The organism is Nocardiopsis suaedae (genome assembly GCF_027706745.1).
Taxonomy (GTDB): Bacteria; Actinomycetota; Actinomycetes; order Streptosporangiales; family Streptosporangiaceae; genus Nocardiopsis_A; species Nocardiopsis_A suaedae.
The window spans coordinates 54,655-76,764 of record NZ_JAQFWP010000030.1; the positions used below are offsets into that span (position 1 = coordinate 54,655).

The 22,110-nt window shown below is 72.0% G+C and carries 16 protein-coding genes; 9 read left to right on the plus strand and 7 right to left on the minus strand.

Features of this window, described 5'->3' with window-relative positions; genetic code table 11:
* Positions 1–468: 468 nt before the first annotated feature.
* The gene (locus O4U47_RS16750) at positions 469–2,754 is read right to left on the minus strand and encodes a transglycosylase domain-containing protein (protein ID WP_270678804.1); all 2,286 of its coding nucleotides are present in this window, start codon (positions 2,752–2,754) and stop codon (positions 469–471) included.
* Between the two features lie 347 nt (positions 2,755–3,101).
* Between O4U47_RS16750 and O4U47_RS16755 the strand changes: the two genes are divergently transcribed.
* From O4U47_RS16755 to O4U47_RS16765, 3 genes are all read left to right on the plus strand, one after another.
* Complete coding sequence (locus tag O4U47_RS16755) at positions 3,102–3,728, plus strand: PadR family transcriptional regulator (RefSeq protein WP_270678805.1); 627 nt, start codon at positions 3,102–3,104, stop codon at positions 3,726–3,728.
* A gap of 79 nt (positions 3,729–3,807) precedes the next feature.
* Positions 3,808–4,887: an inositol-3-phosphate synthase gene (locus tag O4U47_RS16760; protein WP_270678806.1), complete on the plus strand. Its 1,080-nt coding sequence runs from the start codon at positions 3,808–3,810 to the stop codon at positions 4,885–4,887.
* A 338-nt stretch (positions 4,888–5,225) separates the two neighbouring features.
* Positions 5,226–6,539, plus strand: coding sequence for an MFS transporter (locus tag O4U47_RS16765; RefSeq protein ID WP_270678807.1), 1,314 nt, complete (start codon positions 5,226–5,228; stop codon positions 6,537–6,539).
* 13 nt (positions 6,540–6,552) lie between these two features.
* Here the strand turns inward: O4U47_RS16765 and O4U47_RS16770 are convergent, their stop codons facing one another.
* From O4U47_RS16770 to O4U47_RS16780, 3 genes are all read right to left on the minus strand, one after another.
* Positions 6,553–6,738: a DUF397 domain-containing protein gene (locus O4U47_RS16770; protein WP_270678808.1), complete on the minus strand. Its 186-nt coding sequence runs from the start codon at positions 6,736–6,738 to the stop codon at positions 6,553–6,555.
* Between the two features lie 116 nt (positions 6,739–6,854).
* On the minus strand, positions 6,855–7,055 hold the full coding sequence (locus O4U47_RS16775) for a DUF397 domain-containing protein (protein ID WP_270678809.1): 201 nt from the start codon (positions 7,053–7,055) through the stop codon (positions 6,855–6,857).
* A complete protein-coding gene (locus O4U47_RS16780; protein ID WP_270678810.1) occupies positions 7,052–7,927 on the minus strand; it encodes a helix-turn-helix domain-containing protein in 876 nt (291 codons plus the stop codon). Before O4U47_RS16780 ends, O4U47_RS16775 begins: the two co-directional genes overlap by 4 nt.
* A gap of 150 nt (positions 7,928–8,077) precedes the next feature.
* Here O4U47_RS16780 and O4U47_RS16785 point away from each other — a divergent pair, with 150 nt between their 5' ends.
* Positions 8,078–8,380, plus strand: coding sequence for a hypothetical protein (locus O4U47_RS16785; protein ID WP_270678811.1), 303 nt, complete (start codon positions 8,078–8,080; stop codon positions 8,378–8,380).
* A gap of 117 nt (positions 8,381–8,497) precedes the next feature.
* Positions 8,498–8,995 (plus strand): hypothetical protein, encoded by a 498-nt coding sequence (locus tag O4U47_RS16790; RefSeq protein WP_270678812.1) that lies wholly within the window; start codon positions 8,498–8,500, stop codon positions 8,993–8,995.
* A 34-nt stretch (positions 8,996–9,029) separates the two neighbouring features.
* Here the strand turns inward: O4U47_RS16790 and O4U47_RS16795 are convergent, their stop codons facing one another.
* The 3 genes from O4U47_RS16795 to O4U47_RS16805 form a co-directional block, all read right to left on the minus strand.
* Positions 9,030–10,499 carry a hypothetical protein gene (locus tag O4U47_RS16795; RefSeq protein ID WP_270678813.1) on the minus strand — a complete coding sequence of 490 codons (1,470 nt, stop codon included), beginning with the start codon at positions 10,497–10,499 and terminating at the stop codon, positions 9,030–9,032.
* Positions 10,500–10,733: 234 nt separating this feature from the next.
* Positions 10,734–12,440 carry a ribosomal protection-like ABC-F family protein gene (gene abc-f, locus O4U47_RS16800; protein WP_270678814.1) on the minus strand — a complete coding sequence of 569 codons (1,707 nt, stop codon included), beginning with the start codon at positions 12,438–12,440 and terminating at the stop codon, positions 10,734–10,736.
* A gap of 333 nt (positions 12,441–12,773) precedes the next feature.
* Complete coding sequence (locus tag O4U47_RS16805) at positions 12,774–14,261, minus strand: CCA tRNA nucleotidyltransferase (protein ID WP_270678815.1); 1,488 nt, start codon at positions 14,259–14,261, stop codon at positions 12,774–12,776.
* Positions 14,262–14,484: 223 nt separating this feature from the next.
* On the opposite strand from O4U47_RS16805, the gene O4U47_RS16810 reads away from it, so the two are divergent.
* From O4U47_RS16810 to O4U47_RS16825, 4 genes are all read left to right on the plus strand, one after another.
* Complete coding sequence (locus tag O4U47_RS16810) at positions 14,485–17,121, plus strand: DUF6049 family protein (protein WP_270678816.1); 2,637 nt, start codon at positions 14,485–14,487, stop codon at positions 17,119–17,121.
* A complete protein-coding gene (gene murJ, locus O4U47_RS16815) occupies positions 17,118–18,872 on the plus strand; it encodes a murein biosynthesis integral membrane protein MurJ (RefSeq protein ID WP_408638984.1) in 1,755 nt (584 codons plus the stop codon). Before O4U47_RS16810 ends, murJ (O4U47_RS16815) begins: the two co-directional genes overlap by 4 nt.
* A 261-nt stretch (positions 18,873–19,133) precedes the next feature.
* Positions 19,134–20,918, plus strand: a complete 1,785-nt coding sequence (gene murJ / locus O4U47_RS16820; protein ID WP_270678822.1) for a murein biosynthesis integral membrane protein MurJ — start codon at positions 19,134–19,136, stop codon at positions 20,916–20,918.
* 260 nt (positions 20,919–21,178) lie between these two features.
* On the plus strand, positions 21,179–22,110 hold a 932-nt coding region (locus tag O4U47_RS16825), incomplete at its 3' end, for a protein kinase family protein (RefSeq protein ID WP_270678818.1).

Genomic DNA, 22,110 nt, shown 5'->3' on the forward strand with positions numbered 1-22,110 from the left:
CCCCATGGGGGATACGGTTCCGGTCGGTCGCGCCCAAGGGGGCGGCGTCCGTTAAGGGGACGCGCCGCCCTGGGGCGGGGTTTTCCGGTCGACCGGAATACGTGGTCCTCGGCTTCCTCCTGTCGCTGGACCTCACTGGGGACGGTCTCGGACCGCGGGCGCACCTCGTGCCGGTGCGCCTCCGCGCCGCCCCGGGTAAAGCAGGCGCCACGCTAAGGGCACGGTGCCATATAGCACAACCCGAGCCGCGAGGTTACCCTGCGACGCCCCTGAGCGGGTCACGGTACGGACAACTCAGGGGCTCGGCACGCAGCGTACTCCGTGGCCGCCCTGCCGGGGAGGGACCCGCACCGGAAGAGCCCGCCGACCCCCGTCTGCGCAGGGCAACCGCGGTAAAGAAAAGGCAAAGCGCGGGCGGCGCCCGCGCTTTGCGAAAGTGATCCAGGCAACACCCGGACCGGTCGGTCATCACGTCCCGGAGTCGAGGAGTGATGCGCCTCCTCCGCCGCCGCCCTCCGAGCCACCGTCCGATCCGCCGCCACCGCCGGTGCCGCCGTCGCCACCGCCGGTCCCCGAGTCTCCTCCGTCGCCGCCGCCGTCGTCGGTGCCGCCGTCGCCGCCTCCGGTGCCCCCGTCACCGCCGTCCCCGGCGTCGGGCGACTCCGTGCCGTCACCGTCGTCGCCCCCGTCGTCGCCCCCTCCGTCGGAGGTCGGCTCATCCGTCGGCTCATCGGTGGGCGTGTCCTGCGGCTCGCGGGTCGGCGTGTCCTGCTGGGTCCGCTGGGGCTCCTGCGGCTGTACGGGCGTGTCCTGGCCGCCTCCGCCGCCCCACACCGGCTCGGGGAACTCCCGCACCGGCCGGCCCTCCATGGCCGTCTCCATGAAGTCCTTCCAGACCAGTGCGGAGGTGGTGCCGCCGTAGACCGCGCCGATGCCGGGCAGTTCCAGGGGTTGGCCGTCGGCCCTGCTCATGCCGACCGCCACCGAGAGCTGCGGTGTGTAGCCCACGAACCAGGTCGCCTTGGCGCTGTCGGTCGTGCCGGTCTTGCCGGCCGCGGGGCGGCCGTCGGGCAGTGCCGCCGAGGACCCGGTCCCTCCGTCCACGACCTGCTCCATGGCGTAGGTGGCGTCGGCCGCGACGCCCTCGCCGAAGGCGCGCGTCCCGGTCTCCAGCTTCCCGGCGTCCTCGGGGGTGAGCTCGCCCTCGGCGCCCTCGACGCCGGTGACCATGTGGCGGGGCATGTGCACGCCGCCGTTGGCGAAGGTCGCGAACCCGGACGCCTGGTCGAGCGCGGTCACCTGGTAGGTGCCCAGTGCGATGTTCGGGCCGAGCCCGGCGGTCTCGAACTGCTTCTCGGGAATGCCCGCCGCCTTGGCGGCGTCCTGCACCTTCTGCGCGCCGACGTCGACGGTCAGCCCCACGTAGGCGGTATTGACCGAGTTCTCCGTCGCCTCCAGCAGGCTGACGGGCCCATAGCTCTTCCCGGAGTCGTTGCGCACCGGCGCGGTCAGCCCGGGGAAGGACTGGGGCGAGCTGCCGTCGTAGACGCTGTTGAGGCTCTTGCCGTCCTCCAGCCCGGCCGCCAGGGCGTAGGGCTTGAACGCCGACCCGGCCTGCGCGCGCTGCACCAGGGAGTTGTCGGTGTCGTTGACCGGGTCGCTGCCGCCGTGGAAGGCCTTGATCTCTCCGGTCTGCGGCTCCACCGCGGCGAGGCCTTCGACGGTCCCCTCGGGCACCTCGCCCAGGGTCTCGGTGAAGGCGTCCCCCGCGGCCTCCATGAGGTCCTTGTCCAGGGAGGTCTGGACCTCGTAGCCGCCGGTGGCGATCTGCTGGTCGGTCAGGTCGTACCGGTTCTGGAGCTCCTTGACGACGGCGTCGCGGATGTAGCCCTCGGAGGGTTCGGAGGACGACGCACCCGGCTCCCAGGCGATCGTCTCGGGGAACTCCAGGGAGTCGGCCTCCTCCTGGGTGATGCCGTGCTCGGGGTCGACCTCGTGCGCCTTCACGGCGCCGTCGACCGCGTACTGCCAGCGCGCGTGCAGGTCCTTCTCGGCCTGCGACCCGGGCTCGGGGTCGGTGAAGTCGCTGGGGCGCTGGATGAGCGCGCCGATGAAGGCGCCCTCGGCCTGGTCGAGGTCCTCGACGTCCTTGCCGAAGTAGGCCTGCGCAGCGGCTTCGACACCGTAGGCGTTGCGGCCGAAGTACACGGTGTTCAGGTACTGGGTGATGATCTCGTCCGGGCTCTGCCGCCGCGCGACCTTCAGGGAGATGAAGATCTCCTTGATCTTGCGCGTGTAGGTGCGCTCCTGGGAGAGGCCGTCGTAGTAGTTGCGGGCCATCTGCTGCGTGATGGTGGACCCGCCGCCGGCCTCGCCGCCGCTGAGCACGGCCCGCGTGGTCCCGGAGATGGAGACGCCCGGCGTCTTATAGAAGTTGCGCTGTTCGGCGCCCAGCACGCCGTTGATGACGGTGTCGGGGATCTGGTCCCTGCTCACCTTGGTGCGGTTGACGGTGCCGGTGCTCGTCGCCTTGGAGCCGTCGGCGTAGTGGATCTCCGAGGCGGACACGGCGGCGTCGCCCTGGGGCTGGAGCTCCGACGGCTCGGGCGTGAGCGCATAGGCGACCGTGAAGGCCGCGGCCCCCGCCACGACAAGGGCGGAGAGCGTCATCAGTACCCAGTGCAGGACGCGGCGCCACGTGGGGGTGCGTTGCCCCGCGGCCGCGGCCCGCGCCTCCTGACGTCCCTTGTTCACAAGCATCCTCACTCGCCCGCGGGAGGCAGGAGGAGGGGCCTGTCTCCGCCGCGCGGCGCTCACAGTCGGCGGGGGACGCCTCACATAGGGCCGACATCTCGTTCTGGTAGAGAAACGGTCGCGGAAATACTACGTCACCTCGGCGGGTAGACCTCGTACCGCCCACCGAGCACCGAGGGACCTATATCGACTGGATATAGTCATACGCGCATAAAGCACGTGTATGTTCACGTTCCACTCCCGGCGGGGGACGCCGGGAACAGAACGGGCGCCGCCGAAGCTGTCGTCAGTGCGCGGCGGAGCGGCCGTGCGGGAGACGACGGGAATCGGCCGAAGGAGGTGCGGCGGTGAGCACGCGCAGGGCGCGGGTCCTGGACCTCGCCGTCCTCGGCCACCTGTCCGAGGCCCCCATGCACGGCTACGAGCTGCGCAAGCGCCTCAACCGGGAGCTGGGCGCCTTCCGGGCGTTCTCCTACGGCTCGCTCTACCCCTGCCTGAGGGAGCTGCTGGAGCACGGGCTCGTGGCGGCCGCCCAGCCGCGGGAGTCCGCCCGGGGCAAGCGGTCGCGCATCGTCTACCGCCTCACCGACCAGGGCCGGGCCGCCCTGGACGGCCTGCTCGCCGAGAGCACCCCGGCGGCGAACGACGACGACTGCTTCGGTGTGCGCTTCACCCTCTTCGGCCGCCTCGGCTCCGACGTCCGGCTCCGCATCCTCGGCGGGCGCCGGGACCGGATGCTGCAGCGGCTGCAGGGGCTGCACGACCGGATGGCGGCCCTCTCCGAACGGGGCGACCCCTACACCTATGAACTGCACCGGCACCGCGCCGAGACCGTCCAGCGCGAGGTGGACTGGCTCGACGGCCTGATCGAACGGGAGCGGTGGTGCGCCGGGCGGGACGGGGGCGCCGGTGGCGGCATCGGCGCCCCCGCCCCGCCTCGGGGCACCGCGCCCCCGGGCGGGCGCCGGCGGTGAGGCGGCCCCGGGCCGCACCGCGGGGCGCCCTGAGGGCGCCGCGCATTCCACGTCAACGGATCAGAAGGAGCAAGGACCAATGGGTTCGGTACGCGTAGCCGTCGTGGGCGTCGGCAACTGTGCGGCGTCGCTCGTCCAAGGCGTCCACTACTACCGGGACGCCGACCCGCAGACCCGGGTCCCCGGCCTCATGCACGTCGAGTTCGGGCCGTACCACGTGCGGGACGTCGAGTTCGTCGCGGCCTTCGACGTGGACGCCAAGAAGGTGGGCCACGACCTGTCGGACGCCATCTCGGCGAGCGAGAACAACACCATCAAGATCTGCGACGTGCCGCCGACCGGCGTGACCGTCCAGCGCGGCCCCACGTTCGACGGCCTGGGCCGCTACTACCGGGAGACCATCGAGGAGTCCACCGAGGACGCCGTCGACGTGGTCGCCGCCCTCAAGGCCGCCAAGGCCGACGTTCTGGTCAGCTACCTGCCGGTGGGCTCGGAGGAGGCCGACCGGTTCTACGCCCAGTGCGCGCTGGACGCCGGGGTGGCCTTCGTCAACGCGCTGCCGGTGTTCATCGCCTCCGACCCGGAGTGGGCGGCCAAGTTCGAGGCCGCGGGCGTGCCGATCGTGGGCGACGACATCAAGTCCCAGGTGGGCGCCACCATCACGCACCGGGTGATGTCGAAGCTGTTCGAGGACCGCGGCGTCGTCGTCGACCGCACCTACCAGCTCAACTTCGGCGGCAACATGGACTTCAAGAACATGCTCGAGCGCGAGCGCCTGGAGTCCAAGAAGACCTCCAAGACCCAGTCGGTCACCTCGCAGATCCCGCACGAGCTGAACGCGGGCGCGGTGCACATCGGCCCGTCGGACCACGTGCCGTGGCTGGACGACCGCAAGATGGCCTACATCCGGCTGGAGGGGCGCGCGTTCGGCGACGTCCCGCTGAACCTGGAGTACAAGCTGGAGGTGTGGGACTCCCCCAACTCCGCGGGGATCATCATCGACGCGATCCGCGCCGCCAAGATCGCCAAGGACCGGGGCATCGGCGGGCCGATCCTGTCGGCCTCCTCCTACTTCATGAAGTCCCCGCCGGAACAGTACAGCGACAGCGAGGCGCACGACCGCGTCGAGCGGTTCATCGCAGGCGAGGCCGACCGCTAGGACCCCATCCCCGTTGATCTCGGGGAACCCGGGGTTGAACCGGACATCTTTAGCCCGACTCCCCCGAGATCATCGAATGCGCGGCCGGGGCGACTCGGCGCCTTGTCGACTCGTCCCCATGGTGATGCGTCCATGGGAGGACGTGTCCATGCGTCGATCCGGCGCCCCGTCACCATGGCGCCGAGTCCCCTGATCGCCTCACCGATGTGGCGCCGTATCGACAAGCCGACGCGTCGATACGGCGCTACCGCGACACGCCCCCCGCACAGCCGAAGGGGCCGCCCGGCAAGGCGGCCCCTTCGCCGTCTCCCCGCGTCCGCGCGCCGTACCCTTGGCGGATGTCCTTCTTCGGTGATCTGCGGACCGTGCTGCGCGGGGACCGCTTCCGCCGCCTCTTCGCGACCCGCGTCGTCTCGCAGTTCGCCGACGGGATGTACCAGGCCGGGCTGGCCGGGTACGTGTTCTTCAGCCCCGAGCAGCACACCACCGCCGCCGAGGTCGCGGCGGCGTTCGCCGTACTGCTCCTGCCGTTCTCGGTGGTCGGGCCGTTCGCCGGGGTGTTCATCGACCGCTGGTCGCGCCGCCAGGTGCTGCTGGTGTCGGCCCTAGCCAAGGCGGCGCTCGGAGGCGGCACGGCGGTGCTGGTGGCGGTGGGCGCCGACGGGGCGCCGTTCCTGCTCGCGGCGCTGGTCCTGCTCAGCGTCAACCGGTTCCTCCTGGCCGGGCTGTCGGCGGCGCTGCCGCACGTGGTGGCCCGGGACCGGCTGATGATGGCCAACGCGGTGACACCGACCTGCGGGACCGCGGCGAGCTTCCTGGGCGCCGCCGCCGGGGCGGGGCTGCGCATCCCCGCCGGGGACGGCCCCGGGGGGACGGCGGCGGTGCTGGCGGCGGCCGGGGTGATGTTCGCCGTCGCCGGGGCGGTGTCCCTCACGCTGGGCCGACGCGAGCTGGGGCCGGACCTGGAGGAGGAGCCGACGCGTGTGCGCGCGGCGCTGCGCGGGACGGTGTCCGGGCTGGTCGACGGCGCCCGGCACATCTGGGGTCGCCTGCCCGCCCGCGACGGGCTGGCGACCATCGCCGGGCACCGGTTCGTGTTCGGCATCTCCACGCTGATGACGCTGCTGCTGTACAACAACACGTTCACGGATGGGGGCGTGGCCGGGCTGGCCGGGTTCAGCGTCGCGCTGGCGGCGTCAGCGGTCGGGTTCCTGATCGGCGCGGTGGCCACCCCGTGGGCGACGGCGCGGATGGCGCCGTCGACGTGGATCGCGGGGCTGCTCGCCTTCGGCGCGGTGGTGCTGGTGGTCTTCGGGCTTCCCTTGTCCCCCGCCCTGTTCCCTGTGGCTGCCTTCGGGCTGGGGGTGGTGTCCCAGGGGGTGAAGGTCACCGTCGACACGTTGGTTCAGCGCTATGTCGACGATGCGTATCGGGGACGCGTGTTCTCGGTCTACGACATGCTGTTCAACGCCGCGTTCGTCGCCGCGGCAGGCTTCGCGGCCGCCACGGTCCCGCCGTCCGGGGAGAGCGTTCCCGTGATCCTGGCGATGGCGGCCGCATACGTCGCGATGGCCGGAGCCTGGACCCTGCGTTCGGCCAGGTCACGCAAGCGAAGCTCGACGGAGGCGGACAAGGCCCACGAGGTCGCCTGACCGGTCCTGAGCCTTAGAAGCGGTCGCGTTTGAGGTCGCGGAGGAAGTAGCGCCACTCGTCCGGGGAGAACGAGAGATGCCCGGCGGCTCTGTGCCTGGTGTCACGGATGTCCGCGCCGCGCGCGCGCTCCCGAACTTCCACGCAGTTGGAGCCGTTGGGGGAATAGCTGGAGGTGTGCCAGATGTGGGGGATGGACATGGGGGCTCCTCCCATCGCAAGGGCTCCTGGAAGGTCCTTCCCCGGTTGAGCATGGGGGCTACACGGGACATGCGTCGGCCCCCGGAGAACTCCCGAGGGCCGCTGCTGTTGCCTGCCTAGAGCTTGTCGGACTTCAGGTCACTGACGAAGGCGTGCCACTCGGCGGACGTGAACGAGATGTGTCCGCCCGGGTTCTTGGAGTCCCGCACGGCGACGCCATGAGTCGCGGCGACCTCGGCGACCTCGACGCAGTTCGCGGTGTTGGCGCTGTAGCTGCTCTTGCGGAAGAGCAGCGGGCGCTGGCTGGTCTCGCTCATGGGTGGTCACTCTCTTGAGCCAATAGCTGATGGATGAAGGCGACCGACTCGGACGCGCGTAGAGCTGCGGCCTGGGCGTGTCCGAATATCGAGACGTACCTCGTGATGGCTTCATCGCCTTCGCTAATGACGTGCCCGGTCGCTGTCTCTGTGTACACGATCGAAGGGTCGATCTCACTCGGAAAGTCCATGATCGCAAAGCTTCCGGCCGTTGCGGCGTGAGGTCCGGCGTTGAACGGCAAGACCTGAATGTCGATGTTGTGCCGCGTGGCCATGTTCACCAGGTGCTGAAGCTGGTCATGCATGACGCCGGACTCGCGGACGCGTCGCCGGATGGCGGCCTCATCGATGACCGCAGAGAAGTGCGGCGGCTTGTGCCGATTGAGGATCTGCTGTCGCTCCAGACGTGCTGCGACATGGCGTTCGACCACGTCGTCCGGGTGCGCCTGCCCGCCGCGGAACACGGCCTCGGTGTACTCGGCAGTCTGAAGCAACCCCGGGATCACGAGTCCCTCGTAGGTCCTGATCATGGACGCCTCGGTCTCGAAGTCCGGGAGCACGTTGTCTCCGAAGACGTCCTTGTACTCGGACCACCAGCCCCGTTCGCGGGCCTGCCTTGCAAGGGCGTGCAGGGCCTCACGAGCTTCGCGGTCCTTGATCTCGTAGAGGTCGCACAGATGATCGATGTCATCCGGCTTGATGAAGCGTGTCTTGGCGTCTTCGATCCTGCTGAGCTTGGGACCTGACCAACCGAGGGCCTTGGCCGCGTCACCGAGCTGTGTGTAGTCGGCTGCCAGCCGAGCGCGCCGCATCTCTGCGGCGAGGCGCCGCAGCCGGACGGTGGGGCTGTGTACGGAACGGCGTGTCGGCATGGCCTCAGTCTAGGGCGATCTTGGAATCTGTTGATTTCATAATAGCGCTTGCGAAGACGATGCTTGCGCATCATCATAGAGCTACCTGATGACTACATGTAGGTGCGAGTCACAGTGAAAACAATCTCTATGTCCTATTTGGGGTGCACCATGCTGATCGATCGCCACCCCTGCCCGTCGCTGCGCGACGACTACTCCGGGCGCGGGTGGCTCTTCTTCCGGAGTGGGCGGGGTGTCGAGCCCCCGCTCATCAACGCCGTCTTCTGCGCCCCGCTCCCGTCGCGCTGCGCGATCGCCATCGACGTCACCGAGTACTTCTGCGCCCCGCTCCACGAAGTACGTCCCGAGGTCGAGACCCGCGCCTGGGCCATCGAGCAGCACGCCCGCACCTGCACCCGCTGCGCCGACCTCCTCGCCGCCGCCATCGCACACGCCAGACTCGCCGCGCGCTGAACCACCACCTACGCGCACGGCTCCCCCGGCGGGCGCCGCACCGGGAGGGGGCGGCGCCCGCCCAGCCACTCCCCGGCCGCACACCGGCCTCCACGACCCCTGAACGAGGTGACTCCGATGACGACCACCGTCTGCCACGCTCCGTCCCGTCACACCGATGCCCGTGGCCTCGATGCCGCGCAGAATGCCGAGCTCGCCCACCTGGTCCGGCGCCTCGCCGCCGTCCGACCCGAGATCATCGCGACCGGCTCCAACGCCTGGGGAGCCCCGTCGCGGCCACCCGCCCCCGCTCCCCGACCGGAACTGCGACCGATGTTTCCGCCGCACCTGACCAGCGAGGACTTCCCACTCCCCAAGGAGCAACGGGATTTCATCGCCCGCCTGCGGGCCCAGTCCCTCGGGCGTATGCGGCCCGGCGACCACTGGCCCGCCCACGCCGACGACCGCTTCCGCGCAAAGATGCGTCGCCCGCTCCTGCGCCACCGCATCGCCGACGCCGTCAGGGACCGGGCGCGCGCTGTCTGTACGACCCTCGGCGCCGCCACCCTCATCGGGGGTTCCGCGATCCTTCCCCTCCTCGCGGCAGGTGTTCTGACCCCGTGGCCACCGGCGTGACCACCGGAGCGCGCCTCCGCGCTCGCTCCGGTGGTCACTCCGGTGGCGGGGTGCGGAATCCGTGGCACAGGTCCGGGCGGAAGCCGAGCAGGGCGGCGCGCAGGTGGGACCTTGGCGCGCGCTCGGGCCGGAGGGACTCGTCGTCAAGGGCGTACATCTGGGAGCGGAGGTCGGCCTCCTCGACGACCGGAGCACCAATCCTCAGGCGTGACGCAGGGAAGTCGACCAGGCGCGCCATGGCGGACGAGTCCGGCCGCTCCTGCACTGACGCGATGAGCCGAAGGCCCACCCCCGGGACGCCCTCGATGCCCAGTCGGTCCTCCCCCTTGAGGAAGATGTCGATCACCTTCTGGCCGGAGGCGCCCCGGTAGCGGGCCTCGCGGGCGACGACGGCCTGAACCCGCTCCCAGGGCACCTCTGTCGTTACGGTGGTCCGCAGCCGCATGGTCCTCTTCCGGATGAAAGCGATCCCGTCCTCTCCTACACGCACGCCGACGGGCGCGGTGTCGCGCGGGAGCGTCAACAGGGTGCCGACCAAGACCGCCGCGCTGAAGAGCACCGCCCCGAGAAGGGGGAGACTCAGCAGACCGGCCAGGACCGGTCCCCAGCCGAACGGGTTGGACGCGAGGAAGGTCGAGCCGGCGAACACGGCGCCCCATAGAGCGATCCGCACCAGCACGTCCAGAAGCGGGCGCCGATGGTCGACGAAGACCGGTGCGCCGGAGAGCGGCCGCCGTTCCCGTGGCTCCCTCTGCTCCCCTGACGGCGCGGAGGCGGGCACGGCGGAGCCCGGTGCACTGTGGTCGTACTCCGGAACGAACCACTGATCGGCCTGGTCGAGGCCGGAGGGGAAGAGGTCGGGGCGGACCGAGCAGATGAGCGGAGTGAGCGCCCGGACCGCCTTCTCGAACTCGGCGCCCTCTCCGCCCAGCCGCACCCGCAGCACGCGGCCGTCTTCCGATGCGGACGCGTCCGCGGCCGCCTCGGCCACGTCGACCTTGTCGGGCGCGATCCGCTCGACCCACGCCGCGTCAGGCAAGCCGGGCACGTCCCGGCGGAGGTACACGTCCAGCACCGGGCGCATGACCCCGGCCTCCCCGCCCGACTTCCCGTCCGGCTCGAGGTAGTACACCTTGCGCGCGCTGATCGCCCGCACGGCGTCCCAGGGGACATGAGCCCGTCCATCGGGCGACCTCCACCCCCGCTCCTCGGTGATGCCGAGGCCTCCAGGCAGGACGTCGACGGTCCAGCGGGTCCAGCGCGACCAGCGGGCCCAGCCGCGCGGCATCCGCTGGAAGGCGAACAGCAGGCCGACGAGCGCCCCCAGGGCGAGCACCCGGTACAAGACGTAGCCGTCGGACCACAGGGCGCCGACCCCCTCCGTCCGGAGTGCGCGGACGGTGTCGTAGCCCAGGCCGCACACGATCACGGCAATGACGACCAGCAGAGCGGCGGCGGTGACGAATTCGCCGCCGCCCCCGCGCCTCACGTAGGGGCCGCGCACACGGGATCCGGCTTCGGACGGGTCGTTCGGCCGCTCAGAGCCCGCCGGCGGCCGATGCGCTGAAGAGGACATGGACCAATGGTGGCGGACCGCCGCAACGTCCCGATATGTGAGCCGCCTTCCGCGTTCTCCTCTCTTCACGGCGTCGACATGTCGTGAAGGCGACAGGTCGCGAAGGCGGGAGAACGGCATGGCGACAGGGCTCCGCGTCGATGGTGCCGCGAAGCCCTGTCCTCAGCCCTCCCGCACCGGCTCCAGGTGCCGTTCCGTCCCATCGAACGCCGCGCGGAGGCGGCGGTCGTGGGTGGTGACCACCACGGTTCCCTCGTAGGCGGTGAGGGCGTTCTGCATCTCCTCTACCAAGAGCGGCGACAGGTGGTTGGTGGGCTCGTCCAGGAGCAGCAGGTCGGTCGGCCGGGTCACCAGCCGTGCCAGCTCCAGTCTCCGCCGCTGGCCCACCGACAGCACCCCGACCGGGCGGCGCAGGTCCTCCTTGCGGAACAGGCCCAGGGCCAGCAGGTCCGACGCGTGGTCGTCGGGGTGACCCGGAAGCCCGTCGGCGAAGGCGTGGAGCAGAGGGATGAAGGAGTCCGAGGCGTCCCGGATGCCCTCGCCGACCTGCTGGCGCAGGTGGCCGACCCGCCCATGGACGCGGACCCGTCCCTCGTCAGGCGCGAGCTCCCCGGCCAGCACCCGCAGCAGCGTGGTCTTGCCCGTCCCGTTCGCCCCCGTGACGAGCAGGCGGCTGCCCTTGGGCAGGCGCAGCCCGTCCAACCGCAGACGGCCGTGGACGGCGAGGTCCGCGATCTCCACCGCGAGTGAGGTCGGCGAATCGGTGTCCACACCCTGTGGACGGGAAAGCGGCGCGGCGAAGTGCAGCGGCTCGGGCGGCGGCGGGACCGGGGCGGCCGTCAGCCGCTCCAAGCGCCCCTGCGCCATCCGGATGCGGCTCGCCGCACCGTGGTCGCGCGAACGGAGCTTGAACGCGCCGTGCCCGAAGGCGGCCTTGACCTGCTTCCGGGGGATCGCGTCCATCCGGAAGGCGTTGGACGCCACCAGTGACCGCTGGCGCGCCACCTCGTGCCTCCACTCCTCGTGCTCCCGTGCCCACCGCTCCCGCTCGGCCGCTTTGGCGTGCAGGTAACCGGTGTACCCGTCGCCGTACCGCCGAACCCGGCGCTGATCGGGGTCGACCTCCAGGATCGCCGTGGTGACGCGGTCCAGGAACGCGCGGTCATGGGTGACCGCGACGACCGTGCCCCGGTGCCTCCGCAGGCGCTCTTCCAGCCACGCGACCGCCCCGTCGTCGAGGTCGTTCGTGGGCTCGTCCAGCAGCAGCACCTCCGGGTCGGCCGCGAGCACCCCGGCGAGGGCCAGGCGGGACCGCTGGCCTCCGGAGAGCGTGCCGAGCCCCCTCCCCTTGTCGAGGCCGGGTAGTCCCAGCGCGGCGAGGGCGGTGTCGACGCGCGCGTCGGCACCGTAGCCGTCCCGCGCCTCGAACTCTTCGACGAGCCGGGCGTACTCCTCCATGGCCTCCGCATCGGCCGTGCCGTCGGGCAAGGTGAGCGCGTTCCCCATGGAGCGGATGCGCCGCTCCAACCTGCGGAGGTCGGCGAGGGCGTGGTCGATCGCCTGGGCGACCGTCGCCCGCGGCGGAAGGTCCAACAGTTGGGACAGGTACCCCACGCCGCCCTGGGCGCGGACCTCCACGGCCCCGGCGTCGGGCTCTTCGCGTCCGGACAGCAGCCGTAGCAGAGTGGACTTGCCCGACCCGTTCTCCCCGATGACGCCGACGCGCTCACCAGGGCGGACCGTGAACGAGACCCGGTCCAGCACGACGCGGTCGACATAGCGCTTTACGGCTTCGGCGACGACGATGCCGGAGTCGGTGCCCCGGCCCTTCGCGCGGGTCCCCTCAGTGCGCGGACATACATGGGTCATGGTGCGTGCTCCCTTCTCGAAGGCGTACTCGACACAGAGCCGCCCGAGCAGGGGCGGCGCGTCAGCGCCCGCGAATCAGCACGCACTCTCCTTCCGTCGGCCGTCCGGGGACCTCCCGAAGCGGGACGGCATGCGTCCCGCCCGACCGCGACGATGATCGGCCATGGACGCCTCCGCGTCAACGGGTTTTCGCCGCCCCGGCCGCTCTCCGTGCCCACGACGCAGGTCGAGACGCCGAGAAGACGAGATGTCGGCACGACCGGAAGACGACAAAGCCCCATGGGGACATGTCCCCATGGGGCTTGAGTGCTTCTCCGGCTTCCCGGCGCCGGCTCAGGACTCCTCGGTGATGCCCTGTTCACGCGCCCATTCCCGGAGGGCGGCCTCGGCGGCCTCCTTCTCCATGGGCCCGTTCTCCAGGCGCAGCTCCAGCATGTACCGGTACGCCTTGCCCACCAGCGGCCCCGGCTTGATGCCCAGAACCCCCTGGATCTCGTTGCCGTCGAGGTCGGGGCGGATGCTGTTCAGCTCCTCCTCTTCGGCGAGCCGGTCGATGCGCCGCTCGATGTCGTCGTAGGCCCGTGCCAGCGCCGCCGCCTTGCGGCGGTTGCGGGTGGTGCAGTCGGCACGGGTCAACACGTGCAGACGCTCCAGGAGGTGCCCGGCGTCGCGGGCATAGCGCCGCACCGCCGAGTCGGTCCACTCCCCCTTGCCGTAGCCGTGGAACCGCAGGTGCAGCGCCACCAGCTTGCTGACGTCGTTCACCACGTCCTTGGAGAAGCGCAGCGCGCTCAGGCGGCTCTTGCTCATCGACGCCCCCACCACCTCGTGGTGGTGGAAGGTCACCCGGCCGCCGGACTCGAACGCGCGGGTCTTGGGCTTGCCGACATCGTGCAGCAGCGCCGCCAGGCGCAGCACCAGGTCCGGCTCCATGCCCCGGCTCCGCTCCAGGTCGATCGCCTGGTCCAGGACGGTCAGCGAGTGCTCGTAGACGTCCTTGTGCCGGTGGTGCTCGTCGATCTCCAAGCGCATCTTGGGGACCTCCGGCAGCACGTAGGGGGCGAGCCCCAGGTCCACCATGAGCTCCACGCCGAGCCGCGGGGCCGGGCTGACCATCAGCTTGGTCAGCTCGTCGCGGATCCGCTCCGCCGAGACGATCTTGAGCCGGTCGGCCATGGCCGAGGCCGCCTCGCGCACCTCGGGCGCCAGTTCGAACCCGAGCTGGGCGGCGAACCGCACGCCGCGCATGATGCGCAGCGGGTCGTCGCTGAAGGAGTCCTCCGGCAGCCCGGGGGTGCGCAGCCGCCCGGCCCGCAGGTCGTCCAGGCCGCCGAACGGGTCGGCGAACTCCCGGGAGGGCAGGCGCACCGCCATCGCGTTGACGGTGAAGTCGCGCCGCACCAGGTCCTCGCTGAGCGAGGTGCCGTAGTCGACCTCGGGCTTGCGCGACTTGGGCGAGTACGACTCGCTGCGGTAGGTGGTGATCTCCAGCTGCACGCCCTTCCGGCGCAGCCCCACCGTGCCGAAGTCGATGCCCACGGTCCACACCGCGTCGGCCCAGCCGTCGACCAGTTCGAGGATGCGCTGCGGCACCGCGTCGGTGGTCAGGTCGAGGTCGTGCACCTCGCGGCCGAGCAGCGCGTCCCGGACCGGGCCGCCGACCAGGGCCAGTTCGTACCCGGCCGCCGCGAACCTCTCGCCGAGTTCGGCCACGGACTCATCGACGGTGGAGAACAGGCGGGCGACGGCCTCCCGCCGGTCGGCGGTCGGCTCGGCGGGCGGGTTCTGACCGGTCCGGCCAGGGAGCGCAGTGTTCGACACATCAACAGAGGGTAGGTCGCCCGCCCGGGAGGTGCGAATCGGAGGATCCCGCGCGTACGCGCCCGGGCGCTACTTCGGGCGGGCCCCTTGAGGGGGTATCGTCTGGACCGATAGCGCGACCGCTCTGCTCCCCGCCGCGGTGGCGCATGCTTACGGGCCACGGCGTCCACCAAGCGCGGCTTCCCCGCTGGCCACCGTCAATCCCGACTGGAAACCTTCTGGCGTGCGTCGATTTGCTCATCTGGGCGCGGTCGTGGCCACGACCGCGGTCCTGCTCCCGTCCCTGGCCGCGTTCAACCCTGCGCAGGCCCCCTCGGCACCGTCCGAGCGCGACGGGCAGGACCCGCTCGTCGTCGAGGAGATCGGCCCCGCGGCGGTCGGCCCCGACAGCACCGTGCGGATCGAGGGCGAGGTCACCAACACCACCGGCGGCGCCCTGGAGGACGTCTCCGTCCGCATGCGCTACTCCGGCTACCCCTTCCAGGACCGCTCGCGGCTCGGCGACTTCGCCTCCGCCGAGGGGCCGGCCGACCAGCGCACCCCCGCCTACGGGCCGGAGGCCGCCGTGGACGGCCCCCTGGAGCCGGGCCAGACGGCCGCGTTCAGCATCGAGGCCGACGCCTCGGATCTGAAGCTGGACGGGTTCGGGGCCTACCCCGTGGCGGTGGAGGCCCTCGCCGGCGGGGAGGAGCACCTGGCGACGGTGCGCACCTTCATCGCCTACGAGGGGGCCGACGGCGCCCCCTCCCCCGTCGACATCGCGTGGGTGTGGCCGCTCATGGACTACCCCCGCCGCACCGACGACGACACCTTCCTCAGCAGCGACCTGGCGGCCAGCGTCGGCCCGGAGGGGCGGCTCGGCCGCCTGCTCGCGGCGGGGGCGCAGGACCCCGACCTGGACCTGGACCCCGATTCCGAGGAGGGGACGGCGCCCCCGGAGCCCGCCTCGCCGTCGCCCTCGGCGAGCGCCGACGACGAGAGCGGCGACGGGGACGAGGACGGCGGCGGCGACGGCGAGGAGGCCGACCGCACACCGGTGACCTGGGCCGTCGACCCGGGCCTGCTGGCCGACGTGGAGCGGCTGGCCTCCGGCTCCTACAACGTCCTGGAGGACACCGACGTCCCCGGCGAGGGGGAGACCCTGCCGGTGCGCACCGTCGAGGCCGACCCCGGCGCCCGCGTCTGGCTCGACCGGACCGCGGCCGCGCTCCAGGACGCGCCCCTGGTCGCCACCCCCTACGCCGACCCGGACGTCCCCGCGCTCCTGGAAGCGGGGCTGGAGGACGACCTGAACGCGGCCGTGCGGCTGGGCGGCGACACGCTGCAGCGGACCCTCGGCCGCGAGGCCGACCCGGCGTACGCGCTGCCCCCCGGCGGCCTGGTGGACACCGCCACCCTCGACTACTACGCGGACCAGGGCGCCGAGACCTTCCTGCTGTCCGAAACCGCGCTGCCCCCCCAGCCGTGGGTCGAGCACACCCCCTCGGCCGCCGCCCCGCTGGAGGCGGGCGGCGGGGAGGCCACCGGGATCGTCGTCGACCCCGGCCTCACCGAGGCGCTGGGCCGGCCCAGCCGGGCGCACGGGGAGGCCGCGCTGGCACAGCAGCGCTTCATCGCCGAGACCGCCATGATCGGCGGCGAGCACACCGGCGAGGACCGCACCCTGGTGGCGATGCCGCCCACCACCTGGAACCCGGGCACGGAGTTCGCCTCGGGGGTGCTGGAGGCCTCCGAGGACCTGCCGTGGCTGAGCGCGGTCGCGCTGTCCGACGTCGAGCCGCCCGGTGGTGAGAGCGAGCGCCGCGGCCCCGCCGGGGGAGACGCCACCGCCGAGACCCGCCTCGGCAAGGAGCACATGGAGCGCGTCGACGGGATCCGCGGCACCGTGCGCCTGTTCAACAGCATCCTGGTGGAGGACGACGCCGACCCGTACCGCCCCGCGGTGCTGCGCGCCGAGTCGGCCGCCTGGCGCGAGGAGGAGTCGCGCGCCGCCCGCTCGCTCGGGCTCATCGGCGCGTCGGTGCGCAACGGCCTGGCGAGCGTGCGCATCGTGCCGACCGAGCCGGTGACGCTGGCGAGCAAGACCGGCACCATCGGCGTCATCATCGCCAACGACCTGCAGGGCGACGATGAGACGGTCCGGGTCAAGCTGTCGATGTTCTCCGAGAACCCCGAGCGGATGAAGGTCGACGACTACCAGGACGAGATGGAGATCGGCCCCGGCCAGAAGACCACGGTGTACGTGCCGTTGGAGGCGCGCATCAACGGCCGCACGATGCTGTACCTGAGCCTGCAGAACACCCAGGGCGAACCGATCTCCTCCGAAGAGACCATCACCCCGGTCAACGCGTCGGGCTTGGGCTACCAGGCGATGATCATCAGCGGGATCGGCGCATTGGTGCTGGTCGCCGCCCTCACCCCGCGAGCGCTGCGCAAGTGGGCGCGCAAGCGCGCCGCCGCCCTCGGGGAGGCACCCGCCGACGGCGGGGGTGACGGCGGCGCCGAAGGCTCCGCGGCCTCCGCGGGAGCGGTCGGCGCCGCGGACCCGGGGGACGGGGACGGCGGGGCCGAGGGCGCGTCCGGTGACGGGTCCGCCCGGGGCGGGGACGCGCCCGAGGGCGGCGGCGAGGCGGACGGAGCGGCCGAGGCGGCCGACGATGCCCCCGGTTCCGACGCCGGGGACGGCGGCCCCCGGGACGGGCAGGCCGGGCAGGACGAGAAGGACGACGGCGGGGAGCGCACGGAGAGCGGCGCTTCCGACGACGGCGAGGACGCCCGGAGCACCACCGGCGCCTCGGACGACGCCCCCGCCGACGAAGCCCCCGCCGACGGCGGGCCGGACCGCAAGGGCGACCAGTGAAGGGGGCCGATCCGGTGGCAACGGACACCGCCGAGGGACGCGACGACGCCGGACGCTCCCCTGAGGGGCCGGACGGCCCCGACGACACCGGGGCATCCGGCGGCTCCGGCGGCTCCGCGTCCTCCGGGTCCCCGGGCGGGGCCATGCGCTCCAGCGCCGTCATGGCGGTCGGCACCATGGCCTCCCGCATCACCGGGTTCGGCCGCACCATCGTGCTGGCCGCCGCGCTGGGCACCCAGCTCCTCGGCGACGCCTACAACACCGCCAACACGATCCCGTTCATCATCAACGACCTGCTCATCCAGGGCCTGATGGCGAGCGTGATCATCCCCTTCCTGGTCAAGCGCCGCAAGAGCGACGCCGACGGCGGAAAGGCCACCGAGGACCGGCTGTTCACCGCGGCCGTCGTGCTGCTGCTGGTGGTGACGGCCGCGGCCATCGCCTCCGCGCGCTGGATCCTGGAGCTGTACGCCGGCGGGTTCGTCGGGGCGCAGATGGACGTCGCCGTCTACCTGGCGCGCTTCCTGCTCGCGCAGATCTTCTTCGTCGGCCTGAGCGGCCTGATCAGCGCGATGCTCAACACCCGCGACAAGTTCGGCGCGCCGGTGTGGGCTCCGGTGCTGAACAACCTGGTGATCATCACGGTCGGGCTCGCCTTCATCTGGGTGGCGCTGCCCGGCCGCACCCCGGAGAACGTCACCTCGGGCGAGCTCACCCTGCTGGGCCTGGGCACCGCCTGCGGGATGGCGGCGCAGACGGTCGCCCTGGTCGTCTCGCTGTGGCGGGCCGGGTTCCGCTGGCGGCCCCGGCTGGACCTGCGCGGGTCGGGCCTGGGCGAGGCGCTGCACACCGCCGGGTGGATGTTCCTCTACACCCTCACCACCCAGGCCGGGTTCCTGATCACCACCAACATCGCCAACCGGGCGGGCAGCCAGAGCGTGCAGGAGGGCTACGGCGTCGGCGCCGGCCTCACCGCCTACAACTACGCCTACCAGCTCTTCCAGCTGCCCTACGCGATCATCGCGGTCTCGCTGATCACCGTGCTGCTGCCGCGGATGAGCGCCCAGGCCCACGACGGGCTGTGGTCCGAGGTCCGCGAGGGCTTCTCGCGCACCCTGCGGGTGTCTGCGCTGGTACTGGTCCCGCTCTCGCTGGCGATGGCGGTGTACTCCGTGCAGCTGTCGGTGCTGGTGTTCGCCCGCGGCTCCACCTCCGTGGCCGACGCGCAGAACATCGGCGTGGTGCTGGCGGTCATGTCGCTGGGCCTGGTGCCCTTCACCGTCTTCCAGCTGATGCTGCGGGTGTTCTACGCGATGAGCGACACCCGCACCCCGGCCATGATCAGCATCGCGAACGTGGCGGTGCACGGGACCCTGGCCGTGTGCGCGTACCTGCTGCTGCCGCCGAACCTGGTGGTGGTCGGAGTGGCCGCCGGGTTCATGCTCTCCTTCGTCTCCGGGCTGGTCATCGCCGGGGCGGTGCTCAGCGCCCGCCTCGGCGGGCTCGACGGGCGGCGCATCCTGGGCACGCTGGTGCGGCTGTTCCTGGCCGCGGTCCCGGCGGTCGCGGCCGCCCTGGGCGTGCTGTGGCTGTTCACCCGGCAGTTCGGCGACGGCCTGGCGACCAACCTGGGCGCGCCGCTGGTCGGCACACTGCTGGGGATGGGGCTGTTCTTCGCGGCGGCGCGGCTGCTGCGGATCGAGGAGCTGCGGTCCGCGGTCGGTCTGGTGCGTTCCAAGCTGGGCCGCTAGTGACCTGAGGCGTCCCCCGGCGCACCCCCGGGGGGCCAGGGGCGGACCGGCCGATGACCGGGTCCGGCCGCGGGCGCCCCCGGTGGCGCGTGCCACCGGCCCGGCCCCGTATCCTCGGGGCCTCCCCTCCATCGGGCCGATGGGCCCCTCCGCCTCCCCTTCCAGGCGCGGCCGGACACCGGATCCCCTCCCCGACCAGATTGCAGCCCCGTGGCCAACCACCAGTCCAACCGCGAGGACCCCGACCACCACCGGCTCCTCATGCCCGACGAGGTGCTCGACACCCTCGAACGGGACGAGCCCGAAGGCGCCCCCGAGCCCGGCCTGACCACCGACCGCGACCCCTCGTCCATCGGCGACCTGGGCACCGCGGACCGCGCCGGCGAGGAGGGCGACGAGATCGGCGGGGCGGCGCACTCCGCCCCGGGCGACCTGATGCGCTCCAGCGCGGTCATGGCGGTGGGCACCGTCGTCTCCCGCATCACCGGCTTCGGGCGCACCGTGGTGCTCGCTTCGGCGCTGGGCACCCAGCTGCTGGGCGACGCCTACCAGACCGCCAACTCGGTCCCTTTCGCCGTCTACGACCTGCTCATCGGCGGCCTGCTCGCCAGCGTGTTCGTGCCGTTCCTGGTCAAGCGGCGCAGGTCCGACGCCGACGGGGGCCGGGCCACCGAGCAGCGGCTGTTCACCGCCATGCTGCTGGCGCTGTTCATCATCTCGCTGGTGGCCATCCTCGCCGCCGAGTGGCTGATCCGGCTGTACGCGGGCGACTTCAGCGGCGCCCAGCACGAGGTGGCCGTCTACCTGGCCCGCTTCCTGCTCGCGCAGATCTTCTTCATCGGGGCCAGCGGCATCGCCAGCTCGATGCTGAACGCGCGCAACCACTTCGCCGCCCCGATGTGGGCGCCCATCCTGCACAACCTGGTGATCATCGCGGCCGGGCTGATGTTCCTGTGGGTGGCCGGGCCGGGCAACAGCCCCGAGACGATCTCGCGCTCGGACCTGACGATCCTGGGGGCGGGCACCGCCGCCGCGCAGTTCGTGCAGATGGCGGTGCTGGTGTGGACGCTGTGGCGGGCCGGGTTCCGCTGGCGGCCCCGGCTGGACCTGCGCGGGTCGGGCCTGGGCGAGGCGGTGCGCACCGCCGGGTGGATGATGCTCTACATCGGCGTGGTGCAGGCCGGGATGCTCGTCACCGTCAACGTGGCCACCCGGGCCGGGGTGCGGGCGGCCGAGGCGGGGGGCTCGGCGGCCGGCGCGGGCTACGCCGCCTACCAGTACGCCTCGCTCATCTACCAGCTCCCCTACGCGATCATCGCGGTCTCGGTGATCACCGCACTGCTCCCGCGGATGAGCGGGCACGTCGCCGACGGCCGCAAGGACCTGGTGCGGCGCGACTTCTCCCTGGGCTTCCGGCTGTCCTCGGTGCTGATCGTGCCGATCTCGGTGGCGATGGTGGTCTTCGCGGTGCCCTTCTGCGTGGTGCTGTACGCGCGCGGCAGCATGTCGGTGGACGACGCCCGCGGCGTCGGCATGATCCTCACCGCGTTCGCCTCGATGCTGGTGCCGTTCACCCTGTTCCAGCTCCAGCAGCGGGTGTTCTACGCGCTGGGCGACACCCGTACCCCGGCGCTGATCGCGATCCCGGCCGAACTGGCCCATGCGACCCTGGCGATCCTCCTTCTGTTCACCGCCCCGCCGCATCTCATTGTGGTGCTGCTTCCCCTGGCCTACGGCATGTACTACATCGTGGGTTCGGTGCTGGCATGGCGCATGCTGGCGCGCAGGCTCAACGGCCTGGACGGTCGGCGCACCCTGGGCACGCTGGTGCGGCTGTACGCCGCGTCGGTGCCCAGCGCCGTCTTCGGGATCGCGATGGTCCTCACCTTCGGGCTGCTTCCCGGCACGTATCTGCCCGCCGTTTCGGGCGTCCTGGTCGGCGGCCTCGTGGGAATCCTGCTCTTCGTCCTCGTCGCTCCCCGGCTGGGGGTGACGGAAGTCACAACATTCTTCGGTATGGTACGAACCCGCCTACTCCGTCGCTGATCACCCGGACCGGATGACGGTGCGTAGTCGCAGTTGGGAGGACCGAGTGTCGCAGGTGCGGTGTACTTGTCCTCCGAGGACACCGCCCAGGCGTCCTAGCATGGAACAGCAGTTCTCCTCCGCCCCACCCGTGAATCTCCGAGCTGCCCGAAGGGAGGTCAGGGACCGCCGACATGGCCGGCCCCAGCGATGACGGCACCATGGCGCCCCCTCGCGCCCGTCCCGCTGGCCCCCCGGTCGTCGTGTCCGTCACTCCCGGCATGAGCACTTCCATGATCGAGCCGGGCGCGCGGCTCGCAGGCCGCTACCGCCTTGACGAACTGGTGAGCCAGACCGAAGGCGCCTCCTTCTGGAAGGCCACCGACGAGACGCTCGCCCGCCTCGTCGCCGTGTGGACCTTCACGGAGGGCTTCCCGCGAACCGCGGACGCCGTCCGCGCCGCCCGCGCCACCAGCCGCATCGCCGATTCCCGCGTCACCCAGGTGTTCGACGCCGACGACGCGGGACCCACCCCCTACGTGGTCGAGGAATGGGTCGTCGGCCAGTCCTTGACCGACCTGCTCAAGCAGGGGCCGCTGCAGCCCGAGCGCGCCGCCGGCCTGGTCGCCGAGGCCGCCGAGACCCTGGCCACGGCCAACGCCACCGGCCTGTTCCACCTCAACCTCACCCCCGACAAGCTCATCTGGAGCGTCGGCGGGGCGGTCAAGCTGACCGGCATCGGGGTCGACGCCGCACAGCGCGGCATCGCCGCCGAGCACCCGGCCCGCGAGGACGCCCAGGGCCTGGGCCGCCTGCTGTACGCGGCGCTCACCGGGCACTGGCCCGGCCCCGGCCGGGTCGAGCTGCCCCCGGCGCCGCTGGTCGACGGGGTGCCGCGGCGCCCCGCGCTGGTCGCCAACGGCGTCCCGCCGCGCTTCGACGAGCTGGTCGGGCGCTCGGCGTTCCAGGCCCCGGTCGGGCCCGGGCCGGTGGGCAGCCCGCGCGAGCTGGCCGAGGCGCTGGCCGACGTTCCGCGCCTGGTGCCCATCCCCGTGTCCCCCGCCGCCGCCCCGGCGGCTCCCCCGCCCGAGCGCGGCACCTCCCGCAACACCGGGCAGATGCCCTCGACCGAGCACCGCTCGGGCGGCGGCCGCGGCCGGGACCGCGGGGGCCGCTCCCGCGAGTTCGGCGACGTCCGCCCGCGGCGGGGGGG

What these genes read in the sequence shown, in the direction of transcription:
- O4U47_RS16760 (WP_270678806.1), top strand. Translation starts at nt 3,808, where the DNA reads ATGGGTTCGGTACGCGTAGCCGTCGTGGGCGTCGGCAACTGTGCGGCG.
- O4U47_RS16765 (WP_270678807.1), top strand. Translation starts at nt 5,226, where the DNA reads ATGTCCTTCTTCGGTGATCTGCGGACCGTGCTGCGCGGGGACCGCTTC.
- O4U47_RS16770 (WP_270678808.1), bottom strand. Translation starts at nt 6,738, where the DNA reads ATGTCCATCCCCCACATCTGGCACACCTCCAGCTATTCCCCCAACGGC.
- O4U47_RS16775 (WP_270678809.1), bottom strand. Translation starts at nt 7,055, where the DNA reads ATGAGCGAGACCAGCCAGCGCCCGCTGCTCTTCCGCAAGAGCAGCTAC.
- O4U47_RS16780 (WP_270678810.1), bottom strand. Translation starts at nt 7,927, where the DNA reads ATGCCGACACGCCGTTCCGTACACAGCCCCACCGTCCGGCTGCGGCGC.
- O4U47_RS16785 (WP_270678811.1), top strand. Translation starts at nt 8,078, where the DNA reads ATGCTGATCGATCGCCACCCCTGCCCGTCGCTGCGCGACGACTACTCC.
- O4U47_RS16790 (WP_270678812.1), top strand. Translation starts at nt 8,498, where the DNA reads ATGACGACCACCGTCTGCCACGCTCCGTCCCGTCACACCGATGCCCGT.
- abc-f (WP_270678814.1), bottom strand. Translation starts at nt 12,440, where the DNA reads ATGACCCATGTATGTCCGCGCACTGAGGGGACCCGCGCGAAGGGCCGG.
- murJ (WP_270678822.1), top strand. Translation starts at nt 19,134, where the DNA reads ATGCCCGACGAGGTGCTCGACACCCTCGAACGGGACGAGCCCGAAGGC.